At 66.1% G+C, this 17,844-nt stretch carries 11 protein-coding genes; 5 read left to right on the top strand and 6 right to left on the bottom strand.

The annotated features are described in order from the left end of the window. Positions 1-67: 67 nt before the first annotated feature. Complete coding sequence (locus tag ACV7NL_RS21710; RefSeq protein ID WP_463356845.1) at positions 68-1,492, bottom strand: SNF2-related protein; 1,425 nt, start codon at positions 1,490-1,492, stop codon at positions 68-70. A gap of 182 nt (positions 1,493-1,674) precedes the next feature. On the opposite strand from ACV7NL_RS21710, the gene ACV7NL_RS21715 reads away from it, so the two are divergent. After that, complete coding sequence (locus ACV7NL_RS21715) at positions 1,675-2,319, top strand: hypothetical protein (RefSeq protein WP_463356846.1); 645 nt, start codon at positions 1,675-1,677, stop codon at positions 2,317-2,319. A 24-nt stretch (positions 2,320-2,343) separates the two neighbouring features. Here ACV7NL_RS21715 and ACV7NL_RS21720 read toward each other — a convergent pair whose 3' ends face one another. Next, positions 2,344-4,398, bottom strand: a complete 2,055-nt coding sequence (locus ACV7NL_RS21720; protein WP_463356847.1) for a methyl-accepting chemotaxis protein — start codon at positions 4,396-4,398, stop codon at positions 2,344-2,346. Between the two features lie 518 nt (positions 4,399-4,916). Between ACV7NL_RS21720 and uvrA the strand changes: the two genes are divergently transcribed. The 3 genes from uvrA to ACV7NL_RS21735 all read left to right on the top strand — a co-directional run bounded on the left by uvrA (position 4,917) and on the right by ACV7NL_RS21735 (position 10,258). After that, positions 4,917-7,898, top strand: coding sequence for an excinuclease ABC subunit UvrA (gene uvrA, locus ACV7NL_RS21725; protein WP_463356848.1), 2,982 nt, complete (start codon positions 4,917-4,919; stop codon positions 7,896-7,898). Between the two features lie 533 nt (positions 7,899-8,431). After that, complete coding sequence (locus ACV7NL_RS21730; RefSeq protein ID WP_463356849.1) at positions 8,432-9,436, top strand: transporter; 1,005 nt, start codon at positions 8,432-8,434, stop codon at positions 9,434-9,436. A gap of 249 nt (positions 9,437-9,685) precedes the next feature. After that, positions 9,686-10,258: a fasciclin domain-containing protein gene (locus ACV7NL_RS21735; protein WP_082503755.1), complete on the top strand. Its 573-nt coding sequence runs from the start codon at positions 9,686-9,688 to the stop codon at positions 10,256-10,258. 91 nt (positions 10,259-10,349) lie between these two features. Here the strand turns inward: ACV7NL_RS21735 and hflX are convergent, their stop codons facing one another. The 4 genes from hflX to ACV7NL_RS21755 all read right to left on the bottom strand — a co-directional run bounded on the left by hflX (position 10,350) and on the right by ACV7NL_RS21755 (position 16,026). After that, a complete protein-coding gene (gene hflX, locus ACV7NL_RS21740; RefSeq protein WP_056183331.1) occupies positions 10,350-11,762 on the bottom strand; it encodes a GTPase HflX in 1,413 nt (470 codons plus the stop codon). A gap of 130 nt (positions 11,763-11,892) precedes the next feature. Beyond that, complete coding sequence (gene hfq, locus ACV7NL_RS21745) at positions 11,893-12,147, bottom strand: RNA chaperone Hfq (RefSeq protein ID WP_056183333.1); 255 nt, start codon at positions 12,145-12,147, stop codon at positions 11,893-11,895. A gap of 154 nt (positions 12,148-12,301) precedes the next feature. Beyond that, on the bottom strand, positions 12,302-13,672 hold the full coding sequence (ntrX, locus tag ACV7NL_RS21750; protein WP_247634541.1) for a nitrogen assimilation response regulator NtrX: 1,371 nt from the start codon (positions 13,670-13,672) through the stop codon (positions 12,302-12,304). After that, positions 13,669-16,026: a sensor histidine kinase NtrY-like gene (locus ACV7NL_RS21755; protein ID WP_056183338.1), complete on the bottom strand. Its 2,358-nt coding sequence runs from the start codon at positions 16,024-16,026 to the stop codon at positions 13,669-13,671. The genes ntrX and ACV7NL_RS21755 overlap by 4 nt, the downstream gene beginning before the upstream one ends. 170 nt (positions 16,027-16,196) lie before the next feature. Here ACV7NL_RS21755 and ACV7NL_RS21760 point away from each other — a divergent pair, with 170 nt between their 5' ends. Continuing rightward, positions 16,197-17,795, top strand: a complete 1,599-nt coding sequence (locus ACV7NL_RS21760) for a gamma-glutamyltransferase family protein (protein ID WP_463356850.1) — start codon at positions 16,197-16,199, stop codon at positions 17,793-17,795. The last annotated feature ends 49 nt before the right edge of the window (positions 17,796-17,844 follow it).

Consider the following 17,844-nt stretch of genomic DNA (forward strand, 5'->3'; position numbering starts at 1 on the left):
GCATGCGCCGGACCTCGAAGGCCACAACCGTGACGGTTCGATCCCGTTCCAGCCAGCCGCGATTCGGTCAGGCGGCTTCCGCATCCCGCGTTTCGGACAGGGCAAGGGCGATCGCATCGAGGAGTGCGGTGTCCTCACCGGCCATCGCCTCCATCGAGGCCATCCGACCGACGACGGTGGTGGCGATGCTCTCCTCCACGGTGCCTTCGGCCAGGGCATAGTAGATCGTCGCCTTCTGCCCATCTCGATGGCAGCGGCCCTCAATCTGGGCGAGCTGAATCGCGCTGTGGCGCAGGTCGTGGACGATCAGAGCACGGGGCCGCTCGCCACCCGGCAGCTCGCCGGCGTGGAGCGAGATCGATTCGGTGACGGTAAAGACGATGGCATCGAGCCCGCCGGTCTGGAAGGCGAGACGTGCCGCCTCGTTGGCCTCGCCCGACTGGGTGCCGGTGATCGTCTCCGCCCGCCAGCCGGCTGTCCGCAGCGCCTCGACCAGCGCGGCGGCCGTCTCCAGGAAAGCGACCGAGATCGCCACCGCATGGCCCTCTTCCATCAGGAGGTCGGCGAAGCCCGTGGTTCCCGATACCCGGAGCAAGCTGGCCTTCTGGCGAAAGCGCAGGTCGGCGGCCCAGCCCGCTGGCTTGCGGGTACTGCCACCCAGCAGCCCCCATTCGCGGCGGAATTCCCGCCAGGTGGAGTCGTAGAGCCGGCGCTCGGCGGGGCTGAGGGCGACTGCGCTGAGGGCACGCTGCACCTCCGGCCAACCGGCGATGTCACCCGGTCGCCGCCGAAGCCCGATCGCTCGATCACCCTTGAACAGGAGGTCGGCCATGATCGTACAGTCGCGCGGGTTTGCCTCCCAGGACCAGTTGGTCCAGCGCCCCTTGGCACGGCCGATGCCGAGATGCTGCATCAGCGTGCGGAACTCGGCCAGTGTCCCGGTCGGCTGGCCGGCGGCCTCGCCGAGCAGACGGCCGAGATACGAGAGTTCGTGCGGGGCTTGGCCCGCTGTAGCGCTGAGATAGATCGTGAAGGCCGCACCCTCCGCGATCTGTCGGCAGACGAGGCTCTGCTGGGCGTAGGGATTGCGGATGCGGTGGCTCTCGTCGAAGACCACCAGGGACCATGCGCGTTTCGGCATCCCGTGCTTGGCCAGCGCATTGTTCCTGGCCCGGGTCGAGCGCCGATTGCTCGGCGGCGGAGGCGCCATCAGGCCCTTGGTCCGCTCGTAGTTCGCCAGGGTCACGTCCTTCTCGGCGAGGCCCGACAGGGCGATGGTCCGCCGCCACTGAGGCATCGCGCCTTTGGGACAGACGATCAGCACCTCGCGCTCCGGCATGGCGGCGACAGCGCACCAGACCGACAGAGTTTTGCCGAGCCCCGTCATGTCTCCGAGCAGAAAACCCGAACGCCCCGCGTTCCGCGCGGCCAGGATTGCTGCGCTGGCCGCCTGTTGATGAGGGCGCGGGATCAGACGTTCGCTAGCCACCATCAGGAGTGTTTCCTGACCCGGCACGAAGCGTCGGATTTTATTCTCGTTGGGGCTTTGCAACCATACTCGTGAGATCTTGCCGCCATCCTCACCATGTTTTGAAAACCCTGGAACTGTTCAGGTTGTGCTTTTGTTAAGGGATCATCTCGGCACGCGGCCGGGCGCCCTCATCGGAGACTTCGATGCCGACGATCTCGCTGCCAGCTGCGTCGCGCGCTGTGATCGCCCCTGCTTTCGGCATGCTGATGCTGACTCTGCCGGCCCAGGCCCAGAGCGCCGAAGGTGGATTGTTCGATCTGCTGTTTGCGCCTGCCCGCCCCGTCCAGCAAGTCGCACCGGCGCCCGCGCCGGATTTCGATTACGGACAGGCGCGACGCTCCATTCGGCGGGCAGCCCATGCCGGGCGCCAGCGTCCGAAGATCCGCTATGCGGCCCTGCCGAAATCGGAGCCCCTCAAGATCAAGGTGACGGACCGCCAGACTCCGATCGACATGACAGCCGGACCGGCCGCTGCCTTCATGCGGGACGAGACGCTTCGGCCCGGTGATATCGTGGTGATGAAGGACGGACCCAAGGTCTTCGTCGGCCGCACTGACGACCGGCATACGGCAGCCGATTTTGCCAGCATCGGTCGGTCCGACTTCATCGATCGGCGTACGCGCACCCAGTTGACAGCGATGATGCTGCCCATCGGAGCGATGCCGGCGGATCAAGCCCGGAAGATGATGCAGCAAGCGCGCAAGGTCATGCCGGCCAATACCGAACCGCAAGCCAAGACCGAACTGACGGCAATGCGGGTGATCAATCCGTGGACGACCGCTCGCTAGACCGGACTGAAAGTTTCGGCAGGGTCACGCTGCCCTGACGCTGGCCAGGAAGCCCGTTACCTCGCGACGTAGGTCTGAGGCCTGACGCGCCAGATCGCTTGCCGCCGATAGAACCTGGGAAGAGCCGCTACGCGCCGCTTCCGCCGCTTCGCGAACACCTGCAATGTGGCCGGACACGGCGCGCGTGCCCTCCGAGGTTCGCACGGTATTCCGGGCGATTTCCTGCGTCGCGGCATCCTGCTGATCGACTGCGGCTGAAATGTCGCCGGAGATCCGGTTGAGGCGCTGAATCACTTCGGTGATTCCCCCGATGGCCGTGACCGAGGCCTCCGTCGACTGCGAGATTTCGGCGACCTTGGCGGCGATTTCCTCCGTGGCCTTGGCGGTCTGAGCCGCCAAATTCTTGACCTCGCTAGCGACCACCGCGAAACCGCGCCCGGCATCGCCGGCGCGGGCGGCCTCGATGGTGGCGTTCAGAGCCAGCAAATTGGTTTGCCCGGCGATGCTGGTGATCAGTCCGACGATCTCCCCGATGCTGCTGGCGGCAAGCGCCAAACGGTTCACATCCTCGGCCATCCGGCCGGCATCGCGTTCCGCCTCGCCGGCGACGGCGGTCGAGGTCTCGACGCGGTTGCCGATCTCCCGCACCGAAGCGCTCAACTCTTCTGTCGCGGCCGCGACCGTATCGGCCGTCGCGGCGGTCTCGGAGGACGCCGTGGCCACCGACTGGCTTAGGGACGAGGTGTCGCTCGCGGCCTGATTGAGGGCGTAGGCGGCGGTCTCGAGCTGGCTCGATGCGGCCGAAACCGCCTCCACGATGCCGCTGGCCTGGGCTTCGAAGCGATCGGCGAGCGCGACCATCTCGGCCCGGCGGACCGAAGCGGCCTTCGCGGCGAACTGGTCGGCCTCCCCGGCGATGCGGCGGCGCTCGGTCACGCTGGCCTCGAAATCGATGGCCGCCGCAGCGATCGCCCGGACCTCGCGCGCTCCCTTCCGCGGAATTGCCCCGGCCTGCTCGCCGCGGCCAATCGCCGTGAGCGCGCCGGCGATCCGGGTCAGGGGACGGGCGATGGCCGTTCCGAAAGCGTAGGCCAGCCCGCAAGACAGAGCCAGCGTCGCGATACCGGCCGCGACCCACAGCAGGACGCTGCGCTCGGCTTCGGCGCGGGCATCCGCGGCTGCCATCCCGAGATCGGCGGTGAGCCGGTCTTCGATGGTCTTCAGGCTGTCAATCCGCTGCGTGGCGACGCCGAACCAGGCGGGTGCATCGGTGAAGGACAAGGCCGTTCCCGGGATCGTGTCGAGAATGATGCGACGCAGGCGCTCGACTTCGCGGGCCGGAGCAGCCGTTTTGACGCCGTCGAGCAATGCTGCCTGGGCCGAACCTGCTCCGAGGCGGAACAGGGATTCGTAGGTGGTCTGGCCTGCACTCAGGCCCGCCAAGCGCTCATGCCCCGCGAGATCGGTCTGTCCGGCGCCGAAGATCGCTGAGGCGGTGGCGCGCTCCTGGCCTGCGAGTTCCTTGAGGGCGAGAAATGACGAATAGGCGGCGATGCGACCGGCGAGATCGGCACTCGCGGCCACCTGGGAAACTTCGCGGACGAGGTCGAGGGCGCTGGCGATCACGCCGGAATAGGCGGCCATGTTCTGGGCCGGCGTGCGCGTTAGGCCATCGACCGCCGCGCGATGCGGGCCAATGGCGGCGATCTGGGCGGTCAAGGCTTCGCTCCGGCGAGCGACGCCCGCGCCGAAGGCTCCGACATCCATGCCGGCTCGCCCTGCATCGAGGGCCGTCCGGGCTGCGTCGGTGCGCAAGCGCTGCGCATCCAGTTCCGCCCGGAACTTGGTGCCCTTCGCGCCGAGGAAGAGACTGGAGGCTCCACGTTCCCGCTGGGTCTCGTGCACCAAAGCACTGATCCGACCCGCCATCCCGACAAGATCCTCGACCTGCACCATCTGAGATCGCAGGCTCATCCGCTCGGTGATGGCAAGACCCACCACCACCGCGAAGGCGAGACAGGGAGCGAGTGCAACAAGCAGGATTCGGAAGCGCAGCGATGAAATGAAACTGACGGACATCAGACGAACCTGCTTGCAAGACGATGCAGCGATGGTTTCATCCATCGGGTAAAGGTTGCGTTGCATTGCTATCATATGATGAAAATTTGGTCATATCTGACACAAATTTGGTAATGATGAGCCGTTTGCGTTCCGCGAACTCTGGGTTGCTCCCTCCAAGAACCTGGCGTCTTCCGTGTGGTCGCTCATAACTGGAGCCCCGGAAGGGCCGCCGACCTTACCCCTGGTCGTGACCCTGATGCGTCAGGCGGAGACTGGGCTGCATCTGGCATTCGTCGGATTCGAGACGGCGCAGCGGAGACAACGAAACCGGCATGTCGATCGACTGCTGTTCCCCTGATCCGGCTCGGTCTCTCGCGGAGGCCGCCGATATTGTGGTTGTACGCTTTTTGTTCTAGTTGAAGAGCCGATATGCGCGGTGTGCGCCTTGCCCGCGGTTGCCTTGCGCCCGACATGCGGCGAACGGGTCGTTCCGAGACGTGCCGGGTCCCGCACCGCAGACCTTCCGAAGAGACTCCATGGCCAAAGCCAAAGCCGCCGCCAAGAAATCGCAAGCCGAGGCCGAGAAGGTCGAAGCCAAGATCGAGGCATTGTTCGACGGGGCGGCGGCGCGCGATGCGCGGGTCATTTCGGTGCGCGGCGCGCGCGAGCACAACCTGAAAAATATCGACCTGACGATCCCGCGGGATCGGCTGGTGGTCTTCACCGGTTTGTCGGGCTCCGGGAAGTCGTCGCTCGCCTTCGACACGATCTATGCGGAGGGGCAGCGCCGCTACGTCGAATCGCTCTCGGCCTATGCGCGGCAGTTCCTGGAGATGATGTCGAAGCCCGATGTCGATCAGATCGACGGCCTCTCACCGGCCATTTCGATCGAGCAGAAGACCACATCGAAGAACCCGCGTTCGACGGTCGGCACCGTCACCGAGATCTACGATTACATGCGGCTCCTGTGGGCGCGGGTCGGCATTCCCTACTCGCCTGCGACTGGCCTGCCGATCGAGAGCCAGACTGTCAGCCAGATGGTCGACCGCGTGCTGGCCCTACCGGAAAAGAGCCGGCTTTACCTGCTCGCGCCGGTAATTCGAGGCCGCAAGGGCGAGTACCGCAAGGAGATCGCGGAGTTCCAGAAGAAGGGATTCCAGCGCCTGCGCATTGACGGGGAGTATTACCCCATCGACGACGCGCCGAAGCTCGACAAGAAGCTCAAGCACGACATCGACGTTGTGGTGGATCGGATCGTGGTCCGGCCTGACATCGCCGCGCGCTTGGCCGATTCGTTCGAGACCGCCCTGGAACTGGCCGATGGCATCGCCCTGATCGAGTTTGCCGACGCGCCGGAGGGCGAAGCCCCGCGCGAGCCCATCACCTTCTCGTCGCGCTTCGCTTGTCCGGTCTCCGGCTTCACCATCGCGGAGATCGAGCCGCGTCTGTTCTCGTTCAACAATCCGTTCGGTGCCTGCCCGACCTGCGGCGGCATCGGCCATGAAATGCGGATCGACCCGGAACTCGTCATCTCTGACGCCAAGCTAAGCCTCAAACGCGGCGCTGTCGGTCCCTGGGCGAAATCGACGTCGCCCTATTATGGACAGACCCTCGACGCGCTGGCGCGCCATTACGGGTTCAAGACCACGACCGCGTGGAGCGACCTGCCCGCCAAAGCCCGCGAGGTCGTCCTCTATGGGACGCAGAACGAGGCGGTGCGCTTCGCCTACGATGATGGGATGCGGGCCTACGAGGTCAACAAGCCGTTCGAGGGCGTGATCCCGAATCTCGAGCGGCGCTACAAGGAGACAGAGAGCGATACCTCCCGCGAGGAGATCGCGCGCTTCATGAGCGAGACGCCCTGCGCCACCTGCGGCGGCAAGCGCCTGAAGCTCGAAGCGCTCTCGGTCAAGGTCGCGATGCAGGATGTGGGCGAAATCACCGCGCTGTCCGTGCGCGACGCCCATGCCTGGTTCTCGGATCTGCCGGGTAAGCTCACCGACAAGCAGAACGAGATCGCTTTCCGCATCCTCAAGGAAATTCGCGACCGTCTGACCTTCCTGATCGATGTCGGCCTCGAATACCTGACGCTGGCGCGCGGCTCCGGCTCGCTCTCCGGCGGCGAGAGCCAGCGAATCCGCCTCGCCTCGCAGATCGGCTCCGGGCTCACCGGCGTACTCTACGTGCTGGACGAACCCTCGATCGGCCTGCATCAACGCGACAACGAACGCCTGCTCGGCACCCTGAAGCGCTTGCGCGACCTCGGCAATTCCGTGATCGTGGTCGAGCACGACGAGGACGCGATCCTGCAAGCGGACTACATCGTCGATGTCGGCCCCGGCGCCGGCATCCATGGCGGACGGATCATCGCCCAGGGCACACCCGCGGAGGTTCTGAAGAACCCGAACTCGCTCACCGCCAAATATCTCACCGGCGAGATGAGCGTGCGGGTTCCGAAGGCGCGTCGCAAGGGACGAAAGGGCACGCTGAGCCTGATCGGCGCCCGCGGCAACAATCTGAAGAACGTCTCCGTGGACATCCCCCTCGGAACCTTCACCTGCATCTCGGGCGTCTCAGGCGGCGGCAAATCCACCCTGATCATCGACACGCTGTACAAGGCTGTGGCGAAGTCACTGAACGGAGCCCTCGAGCATCCGGCGCCCTACGAACGCCTCGACGGGCTGGAGCACCTCGACAAGGTCATCGACATCGACCAGTCGCCGATCGGGCGCACCCCGCGCTCCAACCCCGCGACCTACACGGGAGCCTTCACGCCGATCCGTGACTGGTTCGCCGGCCTGCCGGAAGCCAAGGCGCGCGGCTACCAGGCCGGGCGCTTCTCCTTCAACGTGAAGGGCGGACGCTGCGAAGCCTGCTCCGGCGACGGCGTCATCAAGATCGAGATGCATTTCCTGCCGGATGTCTACGTGACCTGCGACGTCTGCAAGGGCCGCCGCTACGACCGTGAGACCCTGGAGGTGAAGTATCGCGACCATTCGATCGCGGACGTGCTCGACATGACCGTCGAGGAGGCGGCCGACCTGTTCAAGGCGGTGCCGACGATCCGCGAGAAGATGGAGACCCTGGCGCGGGTCGGTCTCGGCTACGTCAAGGTCGGGCAGCAGGCGACCACCCTGTCGGGCGGCGAGGCGCAGCGGGTCAAGTTGTCGAAGGAACTGTCGAAGCGCGCCACCGGGCGCACGCTCTACATCCTCGACGAGCCGACGACGGGACTGCACTTCCACGACGTCGCAAAGCTGATGGAGGTGCTCCATGAGCTCGTCGACCAGGGCAACACCGTCGTGGTCATCGAGCACAACCTCGAAGTCATCAAGACGGCCGACTGGGTCATCGATATGGGGCCCGAAGGCGGCGGCGGCGGTGGCGTCGTGGTGGCTGAAGGAACGCCCGAGCAGATCGCCAAGTCCCGCGCGAGCCATACCGGTCGATTCCTGCGCGACGTCCTGGCCCGCCGTCCCGCTGCGGCTCTCGTCAAGGGACGTGCCGCTGCCGAGTAGACGAACTGCGAGCCCGGATTTGCGCATGACCCGGGGAAGGCGGCCCTGATTCGTCCGTGTCGGAGGGGCAAAAGCAGCTCGGCACAGCGTCATGGCCGAGCCCAACCGCACCAATCGGGGTACGGGGGCTACGCCAACTGCGCATTGGCCAAAGGTCCTTTGCCGGAAGCTCCTGACGCCCAAGCCAGACCATAACAGGTTGAGAGCCCAGCGGTATTTTGCCGATGCTGGCTCGCACGGGCGCTCAAATAGCCGCGCCAACCTGCTCAAATGGTTAACAATTCCTTCCGCTGCACTGCACCGAAAATGCGACTTTTGAGCAACGGTCAGGGTCGAACTGCCCCGTTTCCAAGCATTCCGCTGTCCTTCTGCGGCGTCCTGTAGAATAGTTCTCGACGTTGAGACTTGAAAACGGGCCGCAAGGGGGGCCGCCGGATCCACTGCAAACAAGCCGCACACAAGCGGCGCATCGGCAGAATGGTTCGGACGGCTGCGTGGCGGACGCCTGAAATCCTTGGGAAGGAATGAATAAGATGTCGAAGAACTGGCTCGTTGCCGGAGCGCTCGCGCTCACCGCCAGCATGACTGCCACCGCCTCCTACGCGCAGAGCACCACGGTTCCGGGTGAGCAGGTCGGCCTCGCCACCGGTGCGCCGCTGCCCGAGGGCATCTACGCCCTGAATACCTTCGTGTACCAGATGCGCGACAACCCGTCGCCGGTCGACGTCGGGGTGAACATCCCGGTGCTGGTCTGGTCGACCCCGCTGGTTCCGCTCGGCGGCCGCGTCGAGTTGCTCGTTGCGCCCCCGACCGTGTTCGCCTTCGGCAAGAGCGGCTCCAACCTGCGTGACCTGTCGATCAATGTCGGTACCTTCGTTGGTGGCATCTGGGCCTTCGATCTCGGCAATAACTTCGGCGTCAGCTTGCTCGGCGGTGTCTACCTCAACGAGCTGAACGGCGATCGTGGTGTTCTGACAACGAGGAATGGTGCTCTCGCTGCTCCGAACTTCGTTGGTCCTGGCGCCGGCGGTGGTGCAGTTCTTCCGCAGCTTTCATCGAACACTTACCGGTTCGGCGTTGCTGCAAGCTACACTGGCGACGGCTACAACCTGACTGCCAACTTGACCGCCAACATCTACGACTCGCCCTCCAACTTCGGTGGCGTTCGCAACATTGGTCTCGGCGGCTTCACGCAGTCCTACTCCCTGTCTGACTCGCTGAACCTCGACCTGACCGCGACCAAGAAGTTCGGCAAGTTCGAAATCGGCGCCATCGCCTACGGTACCTACAACTTCGACATCAGCGCCAAGGCCGGCAACCTCATCAACGCTGCTCAGGGTGATCGCGGCCGGTTCCTGATGGGTGGCCTCGTCGGCTACGACTTCGGTTTCGCTACCGGTCAGGTCTACGTCGCCCGCACCGTCGCTCGTAGCGCTGCCAGCTTCGACAGCACCGAGATCTCGGGCCGCCTGATCGTGCCGCTGTACTCGCCGACCCCGGTCGCCGCCGTCGCTGCGCCGATCATCCGCAAGTACTGATCTGGACATCGGCGGCGAGGCCTGGCTTCGCCGCTGCATGACATAGGCAAAGCCCGTCCGACTTCAGTGTCGGGCGGGCTTTCGCATGTTCGGCGGACACCGCAACGCCCGGAGAAACCGGCGCCGATACGGCATTGGAGTCGATGATTTCTATCGGAAGCCGGCGCGTCCCTGAAACTTTCGCCGGTTGCATCCCGTAACGGAGCAAGACCCCCTCGAAGGGGCACCCGTTTTCAGAGGAAGCGCTTCATGATCAACCGTCACGCCCGTCGCCCGATCGCGTCAACGTTCGCCGCCGTCGTCCTCGCCTGCTCCGTCGGCGTCGCGTCCCCGGCTCTCGCGAAGAATCCGATGGTCGGCGGTGCGCCGATGTACGCCTCGAAGACCATCGTCGAGAACGCGGTGAACTCGAAGGATCACACCACGCTGGTCGCCGCCGTGAAGGCTGCCGGTCTCGTCGATACCCTGTCCGGCCCCGGTCCGTTCACCGTCTTCGCGCCCACCAACGCCGCCTTCGCCAAGCTGCCGGCCGGCACGGTCGAGACCCTGGTGAAGCCCGAGAACAAGGCTACTCTCACCCAGATCCTGACCTATCACGTGGTCCCGGGTGTCTACACCGCGAAGGATCTGATGAAGCTCGCCAAGGATGGCGGCGGCGAAGCGCAGCTGAAGACGGTCCAGGGTGAGCCGCTCGTCGTTCAGAGCAAGGGCAAGAAGGTCTACGTGACCGACGCCAAGGGCAGCACCGCTACCGTGACCACTGCCAACGTCATGCAGTCGAACGGCGTCATCCACGTCATTAACGGTGTCCTGCAGCCCTGATCGGGCATTTCGATCCCGTCCGAAGCATAGGAAAACGCCCGCGACCCATCGGGATCGCGGGCGTTTTTCATGACTGTTCCGTGCGGGTCGCTCAGCCGACCCGGTTGAGACGGCGGGCGCCTTCAAATCGGTTGAGGAAGCGCGGCTCCTTCTCGGGTGCAATGCGGATCGCGAGGTGCATGGTACCGCCCTCCTCCTCGCGCCGATCGAGCACTTCGGCGTTCTCGTAGAGCCAGTGCAGGGCTGCGCCGTCCTCCGGTGGCAGGACCACCGCGAAGGTCGAGCGCTGGCGCGCGATCCGCGCCTCGATCCGGGCCGTCAGGACTCCCAGGCCCTCGCCGGTCACCGCGGAGACGAGAACCGGCGCGTCGCTGTCGCGATCGCTGCGGCCCTGGCCGCTGAGGTTGAGCAGGCGGGTGCGCTCGTCCCCGTCGAGCAGGTCGGCCTTGTTCCAGACCTCGATGATCCGCGCGGCGGAAGTCTCGATCCCGAGCTCCCGCAGCACGGAGCCCACATCCTCCGCCTGGGCCTCGCTGTCCCCGTGCGAGACGTCCCGGACGTGGAGCAGGATGTCGGCGTGGATCACATCCTCCAGCGTGGCGCGGAAGGCGGCGATCAGCGAGGTCGGGAGTTCCGAGATGAAACCGACCGTGTCCGACAGGATCACGGTCTCGCCATGCGGAAGCTTGGTGGCCCGCGCAGTCGGGTCCAGGGTCGCGAACAGCATATCCTGCGCCATCACCTGGGCCTTGGTGAGGGTATTGAACAGCGTCGACTTGCCCGCATTGGTGTAGCCGACGAGGGCGACGATCGGATACGGAACCCGCGCCCGGCTCTGACGGTGCAGGCCGCGCGTGCGGGTCACGCTGTCGAGCTCGCGCTCGATCTTGGTCATCCGCTCTTGAATCATGCGCCGATCGGCTTCGATCTGGGTCTCACCGGGGCCGCCGAGAAAGCCGAATCCGCCGCGCTGGCGTTCGAGGTGGGTCCAGGACCGCACGAGACGACTCTTCTGGTAGGCGAGATGCGCGTGCTCGACCTGCAGCGTGCCCTCGCGGGTCGAAGCCCGTCGCCCGAAGATCTCGAGAATCAGCCCGGTGCGGTCGATGACCTTGCAGCCGAAAGCCTTTTCCAGGTTCCGTTGCTGCACGGGGGAGAGGGCGCAATCCATCACCACCAGGCCTATTTCGCGGGCGCGAATCACGCCTGCGAGTTCCTCGACGCGGCCCTTGCCGAGATAGGTCGAGGGGCGGATCCGCTGCACCGGGGCGACGATCGCCTCGACCACGTCGAGCTCGATCGCGGCGGCGAGGCCAGCAGCCTCGTCCAGGCGGGCATCGGTGGATCGCAGGATCTCGGGCGTGTGGCCCGTGGTGTTGCGTGCCGCCGCGGCCCGGCCGAGATAGGGGCCGACGACGAGAGTGTGAGTGGCCGCCGCGATGTCACCCTCGGGAGCGGCCATCGCCTGGAGCCGGGCTTCGCCGGCCGTCATCGGTTCAGTCATCAAGTCCTTTGATCCGCCCTGTCTTACCGTGTCGTCAGGCTCGGCCTGTCCTCAGGACAATGGGCGTTCGCCGGCCACAGACAAGGGCGCGACAAACGTTTCACTGCTGCGCCAATCAAATGTGCTGGGCTCACACCTTGTCGGGGGCCGTTTCGTCGGGCTCGAAGAGCTGAACAGGATGTCCCGGCATAATGGTGGAGATCGCGTGCTTGTAGACGAGTTGTGAATGACCGTCTCGCCGCAGCAGAACGCAGAAGTTGTCGAACCACGTCACGACGCCCTGAAGTTTCACGCCATTGACGAGGAAGATCGTGAGCGGAATCTTGTTCTTGCGAACATGGTTCAGGAACGTGTCCTGGAGGTTCTGAGCGCGTTCGCCCGCCATTTTTTCTTATCCTTGGTTCGCATCGCCGCCCGCCGTCGTAGCGGGTTCTCATCGTTGGTCTCGACACGAATCGGGCGCACCCGACGTCACATGCCGATCCCGCAACATTACACGTGTATCCCGCCCCCGATGCAAGTGCATCGCGCGCGTGTTCTCAGGGGCCGATGCCGAGCGACTTGAGTTTCCGGTGGAGCGCGGAGCGTTCCATCCCGATGAACTCCGCCGTGCGAGAGATGTTGCCCGAGAACCGGGCGATCTGGGCCACCAGGTACTCCCGCTCGAAGATCTCGCGTGCTTCGCGTAAGGCGAGGCTCATCAGCTTCTCGCCGCCCGAGCCGTTCGGTGTCGTGGGCACCAGGGCGCCGATCTCGGTCGGCAGCATCTCCGAAGTGACCTCCTGATCCGGATCGGTATGGGTCAGGATCATCAGGCGCTCGACGTTGTTGCGCAGCTGCCGGATATTGCCCGGCCAATCGTGCGATTGCAGCACCGCCATCGCATCCTCGGCGATGCGCCGGCGCGGCAGGCCGGTGGCCCCCGAAATCTGCTCCATGAAGAACGAGATCAGCTCCGGCACGTCCTCGCGCCGCTCGGACAGCGACGGCACCCGGATGGGCACCACCGAGAGCCGGTGGAACAGGTCCTCCCGGAATCGGCCGCCCGCGATCTCCTCGGCGAGGTCGCGCGAGGACGACGAGATGATACGCACGTCGACGTGAACCCGGGCGGTGCCGCCCACCCGCTGGAAGTTCTGATCGACGAGGACGCGCAGGATGCGGTTCTGCGTCTCGCGCGGCATGTCGGCGACTTCGTCGATGTAGAGGGAGCCGCCATGCGCCTCTTCCAGGGCGCCGACGCGGCGCACCCGTCCTTCGCCGGCCTCGACGCCGAACAGCTCGGCCTCCATGGTGTCCGGCGTGATCGTGGCCGCGTTGATGACCACGAAGGGCCCGCTGGCGCGGGTCGACAGGGCGTGGAGCGTGCGCGCCGACAGTTCCTTGCCGGAGCCCGGCGCGCCGAGGATCATCACCCGAGCGTTGGTCGGCGCGACGCGCTCCACGGTCTGGCGCAACTGGTTGACGACCACGGAGGCGCCGACGAGGCGGCTCGCCTGCCCCGAGCGAGCCTTCAGGTCGCGGACTTCGCGCTTGAGGCGAGAAGCCTCCAGGGCGCGTTCGGCCACCAGGATCAGCCGGTCCGCCTTGAACGGCTTCTCGATGAAGTCGTAGGCGCCCGCCTTGATCGCCGCGACCGCGGTCTCGATGTTGCCGTGGCCCGAGATCATCACCACGGGCAGGTCCGGATGGCCGGCCTTGATCTGGTCCAGCACTTGAAGGCCGTCGAGGCGCGAGCCCTGTAGCCAGATGTCGAGGAAGACCAGATGCGGCCGGCGCGATTCGATGGCCGCCAGGGCTTCGTCGGAACCGCCGGCCGTCCGGGTGCGGTGCCCTTCGTCGTCGAGGATGCCGGCGACGAGGTCGCGGATGTCGGCTTCGTCGTCGACGATCAGGATATCGGCGCTCATGAATGGATCTCCGCGATTGGGGGGGCCGTCCGCGCGGCACCCTTCTCATCCTGCACGGAGGGTTTGCCCCCCGGCGTCGTTGGGTCGGTGGCGTCACCAGAGGTTTCGAGCGGCACGCGCAGCCGCACCCGTCCGCCCCGGCCTTCCGGATTGTCGTTCAATTCGATCCCGCCGCCATGCTCTTCGAGGACCTTGCTGACGATGGCCAGCCCCAGGCCGGTGCCACCCTCGCGGGTGGTCATATAGGGCTCCAGCAGCCGCTGGCGCCCCTCGGCCGGAAATCCCTTGCCGTTGTCCGTCACTTCGATGACCACGAATCCGTCCTCGGGCACGAGGCGGACATCGACCCGGCCCTTGCCGAGATCGGCTTCGGGAACCGCCTGAACCGCCTCGACGGCGTTCTTCAGGATGTTGGTGATGGCCTGCGACAGGAGCCGGATGTCGAAGGCCGCCAGGATCGGCTGACCGCCCTCCTCCGCGAAGGAGAAATCGAGATCGGGATGGGCCACCCGCATCATGAAGAGGTTCTGCCGGGTGATCTCGCTGAGATCGTTCCGGGCGATGGCGGGCTTGGGCATCCGCGCGAAGGACGAGAACTCGTCGACCATGCGCTTGATCTCGTCGACCTGACGCACGATCGTCGCCGTGCACTGGTCGAAGATATCCTTGTCGGTGGTGATGACCTTGCCGTACTTGCGCCGGATGCGCTCGGCCGAGAGCTGGATCGGGGTCAGCGGATTCTTGATCTCGTGGGCGATGCGCCGGGCGACGTCGGCCCAGGCCGAGGTCCGCTGGGCCGCGACGAGGTCGGTGATGTCGTCCAGGGTCACCACGAAGCCGCGCGCACCGCCCTGGGCCTGCTCGCTGGTCACCCGGACCGTCACGGTGCGCTCGCGCCCGTCGCGGGTGAGCTGGATCTGCTGCTGCAGGGTGCGCAGGCGCGCCTCGCCGCCTTCCGGGAACAGCGCCTGCAGTTCGGGCACGGCCTGGGTCAGAGGCTTGCCGACGATCTCGTCGGCGGTCAGCCCCAGCGTGCGCTCCACCGACGGGTTGGCGATGGTGACATGGCCCGCCGCGTCGACGCCGAGCACGCCCGGCGATACACCGGACAACACGGCCTCCGTGAACCGGCGCCGGCGGTCGATGAGGTCGCTCGCCGCCGTGAGCCCGTCGTGCTGTCGGCGCAGCTCCTGGGTCATCTTGTTGAAGCTCTCGGACAGGTGCGCGAGGTCTCCGTCGCTCTTCCGGGCCGGCACCTGGGCGTAGAAGTTTCCGGACGCGACCTGATCGGCCGCGTTGATGAGGCGCCGGATCGGCGCGACGAAGCGATTGGCGAAGTTGAGGCCGAACCACACCGCCGAGAGCAGCGCGATCAGCGCGATAAGCACGAAGACCAGCGCGAAGGTGAGCTGGATCGAGCGCTTCAACGAGTCGTAGGTCAGGTATTCCGCCGCCGCCGCCCGCGACACGCCGGGAAACTCGACCGCGAGCTGGCTCACCTCCCGCTGCACCAGCAGCACGGCACCGTCATAGGCCGGCATCCGCAGGAGTGCGGCGAAGACCCGGCCCTCGTTCGGCACCAGGCAGATCGGATCGGGGGACTTCGCCGCGTCTTCGAAGGCCGCTGCCGAGGGCAGGCGGCGGTCCTTCAGGATGTCGATCTTGGCCCGGGCGACCACCTCGGTCGGGCCGCGCATGATCTCGGCCACGGGCAGGCCGAGCGCGGTGGCCCGCGTGGTCAGGAAGCTCTCGAACCACGTCCGGTTCACGTCGAAGTTCGGGCGTGCCCGGGTCAGGTCGTCCGTCAGGATGCGGATCTCGCGCGCCAGGCTCTGGCACTGGTTCTCCTGGTAAGCGTCAGCGACCTCGACCGATTTCAGCACCACGTCCCGGACGCGGTCGGTGAAGCCGAGGGAGAGGGCGAGATTGATGGTCATCGCCGCCACCACCGCCAGCAGAAGCGTAGGCAGGATCGCGATGATGCTGAACAGGCCGACGATGCGGGTGTGCAGGCGGGCCACCGCCGCATTGGTACGTCGGGCATAGAGGAAGACCCGCGCCTCCCAGGCGATGATCACCACCAGCCCGAGGACGAGGAACACGTTGATGCCGAGCAGCGTCAGCCCGAGGGTCGGCGTCCGGATGACCTGAATGATCCCCGCCAGGATCAGGAAGGTTGCGATGGCCGAAATCAGGGCTGTGATCACCACCAGGGCGCCGATCAGCCCGGGGCCACGCGGGGGCACCCGCACGGCGCTCTCGAGCCGGTCGGACCCGTTGGCCTGCCCCGGCTCGGGAGGGCTCGCCCCCTCTGCAGAGGGGGCCGAAGTGCTGGAAGATCGAAGCCACGGCATGGCTGATGCGTCGCCACAACAGTGTGGCGAAATTAATACGGATGGGGCATGGATCGCTGCGCAAACCACCAGCGCGCCGGCCAAACGCTCAGCCCGAAGCGGGGTCCGCACCCATTCGTCGTAGCGTAAAAATACATTATTCTTCCGTTCGTCATCGCGCAGAGATCAGAATGTCAGACACGCCCGTCTTCGCCACGGCCGCCGTTGCGGCGCCTCACCGTCTCGCGGCCCAGGCCGGGCAGCACGTCCTGGCGCAGGGGGGGAACGCCATCGAGGCGATGACCGCCATGGCCGCGGCGATCGCCGTGGTCTACCCGCATATGAACGGCATCGGCGGCGATGGCTTCTGGCTGGTGCGCGAGCGCGGCGGCCGGGTGCGCGGGATCGAGGCCTGCGGTCCCGCCGGCCGCAAAGCCACGATCCAGCGCTACCGCGAGCAGGGCTACGAGGTGCTGCCGTCGCGTGGGCCCGACGCGGCCCTGACGGTGGCGGGTGCCATCGGTGGTTGGCGCCTCGCCCTCGACCTGTCGAAGGCTCTGGGCGGACGCCTGCCCCTGAACACGCTGCTGGCGGACGCCATCCGCCATGCCCGGGACGGCGTCGCGGTCTCGCCCTCGGAAGCGCGTTACGTGCCGAAGGAACTCGATACGCTGCACGACCAGCCTCACTTCGCCGAGACGTTCCTCGACGGCGGCAAGCCCTACGCGGCCGGGGCGATCCGCAAGCTGCCTGCCCTGGCCGCGACGCTGGATCACCTCGCCCATGCGGGGCTCGACGATTTCTACCGCGGCGATCTCGGCCGCGAGATCGCCGCGGACCTGGAGACGCTCGGAACCCCGGTCACCCGGGCCGATCTCGAGGCTTACGCGCCCCGCGAGCGCACGCCGCTCTCGATCCGCCGCCGGGACGCAATGCTCTATAACTTCCCGCCGCCGACCCAGGGCATCGCCGCCCTGCTGATTCTCGGCATCTTCGATCGCCTGCGGATCGACCGGCCGGAGACCACCGCGCATTATCACGGGCTGATCGAGGCAACGAAGCGGGCCTTCGCGATCCGCGACCGGATCGTCACCGATTACGATCGCCTGAACGTCGACCCGGCCAGTTTCCTGACGCCCGAATCCCTCGACCGCGAAGCGGCCCAGATCGATATGCGCCGCGCCGCGTCGGTGCCCCTGCGCAACCCCGGAGAGGGCGATACGGTCTGGATGGGGGCGATCGACCGTGACGGCCTCGCGGTGTCGTACATCCAGTCGATCTACTGGGAATACGGCTCCGGAATCGTCCTGCCCAAGACCGGAATCCACTGGCAGAATCGCGGAACCTCGTTCTCCCTCAACCCGAAGGCGGTGAACCCGCTGGAGCCCGGCCGTCGGCCGTTCCACACCCTGATCCCGGCGTTGGCCTGCTTCGATGATGGCCGCGTCATGGCCTATGGCAGCATGGGTGGCGACGGACAGCCGCAATTCCAGTCGCAGATCTTCGTCCGCTACGCGGATTACGGCATGAGCCCGGCCGCAGCGGTCGATGCACCCCGCCTTCTCTACGGCCGCACCTGGGGCGCGGAATCGCTGTCCGTAAAGGTCGAGGACCGCTTCGATCCGGCCTGCATCGCGGCCCTACGCAGCCTCGGACACGACATCGAGGAACTCGGCGGCGCCTATATCGACTCCCTCGGGCATGCTGGCATGCTGATCCGCCATCCGGGCAACGGGTCGATCGCCGCTGTTCACGATCCCCGATCGGACGGAGGCTCGGAGGGGCTGTAACCAAAGGCCCTCTTCGCGAACACGTTGTGTGGCAAAGACTTACCACGCA

Source organism: Methylobacterium sp. Ger2507 (genome assembly GCF_055231875.1).

Excerpts from the sequence above, each read along its gene's own strand:
- ACV7NL_RS21710 (WP_463356845.1), bottom strand. The coding sequence starts at position 1,492 with ATGGTGGCTAGCGAACGTCTGATCCCGCGCCCTCATCAACAGGCGGCC.
- ACV7NL_RS21715 (WP_463356846.1), top strand. The coding sequence starts at position 1,675 with ATGCCGACGATCTCGCTGCCAGCTGCGTCGCGCGCTGTGATCGCCCCT.
- ACV7NL_RS21720 (WP_463356847.1), bottom strand. The coding sequence starts at position 4,398 with ATGTCCGTCAGTTTCATTTCATCGCTGCGCTTCCGAATCCTGCTTGTT.
- uvrA (WP_463356848.1), top strand. The coding sequence starts at position 4,917 with ATGGCCAAAGCCAAAGCCGCCGCCAAGAAATCGCAAGCCGAGGCCGAG.
- ACV7NL_RS21730 (WP_463356849.1), top strand. The coding sequence starts at position 8,432 with ATGTCGAAGAACTGGCTCGTTGCCGGAGCGCTCGCGCTCACCGCCAGC.
- ACV7NL_RS21735 (WP_082503755.1), top strand. The coding sequence starts at position 9,686 with ATGATCAACCGTCACGCCCGTCGCCCGATCGCGTCAACGTTCGCCGCC.
- hflX (WP_056183331.1), bottom strand. The coding sequence starts at position 11,762 with ATGACTGAACCGATGACGGCCGGCGAAGCCCGGCTCCAGGCGATGGCC.
- hfq (WP_056183333.1), bottom strand. The coding sequence starts at position 12,147 with ATGGCGGGCGAACGCGCTCAGAACCTCCAGGACACGTTCCTGAACCAT.
- ntrX (WP_247634541.1), bottom strand. The coding sequence starts at position 13,672 with ATGAGCGCCGATATCCTGATCGTCGACGACGAAGCCGACATCCGCGAC.
- ACV7NL_RS21755 (WP_056183338.1), bottom strand. The coding sequence starts at position 16,026 with ATGCCGTGGCTTCGATCTTCCAGCACTTCGGCCCCCTCTGCAGAGGGG.
- ACV7NL_RS21760 (WP_463356850.1), top strand. The coding sequence starts at position 16,197 with ATGTCAGACACGCCCGTCTTCGCCACGGCCGCCGTTGCGGCGCCTCAC.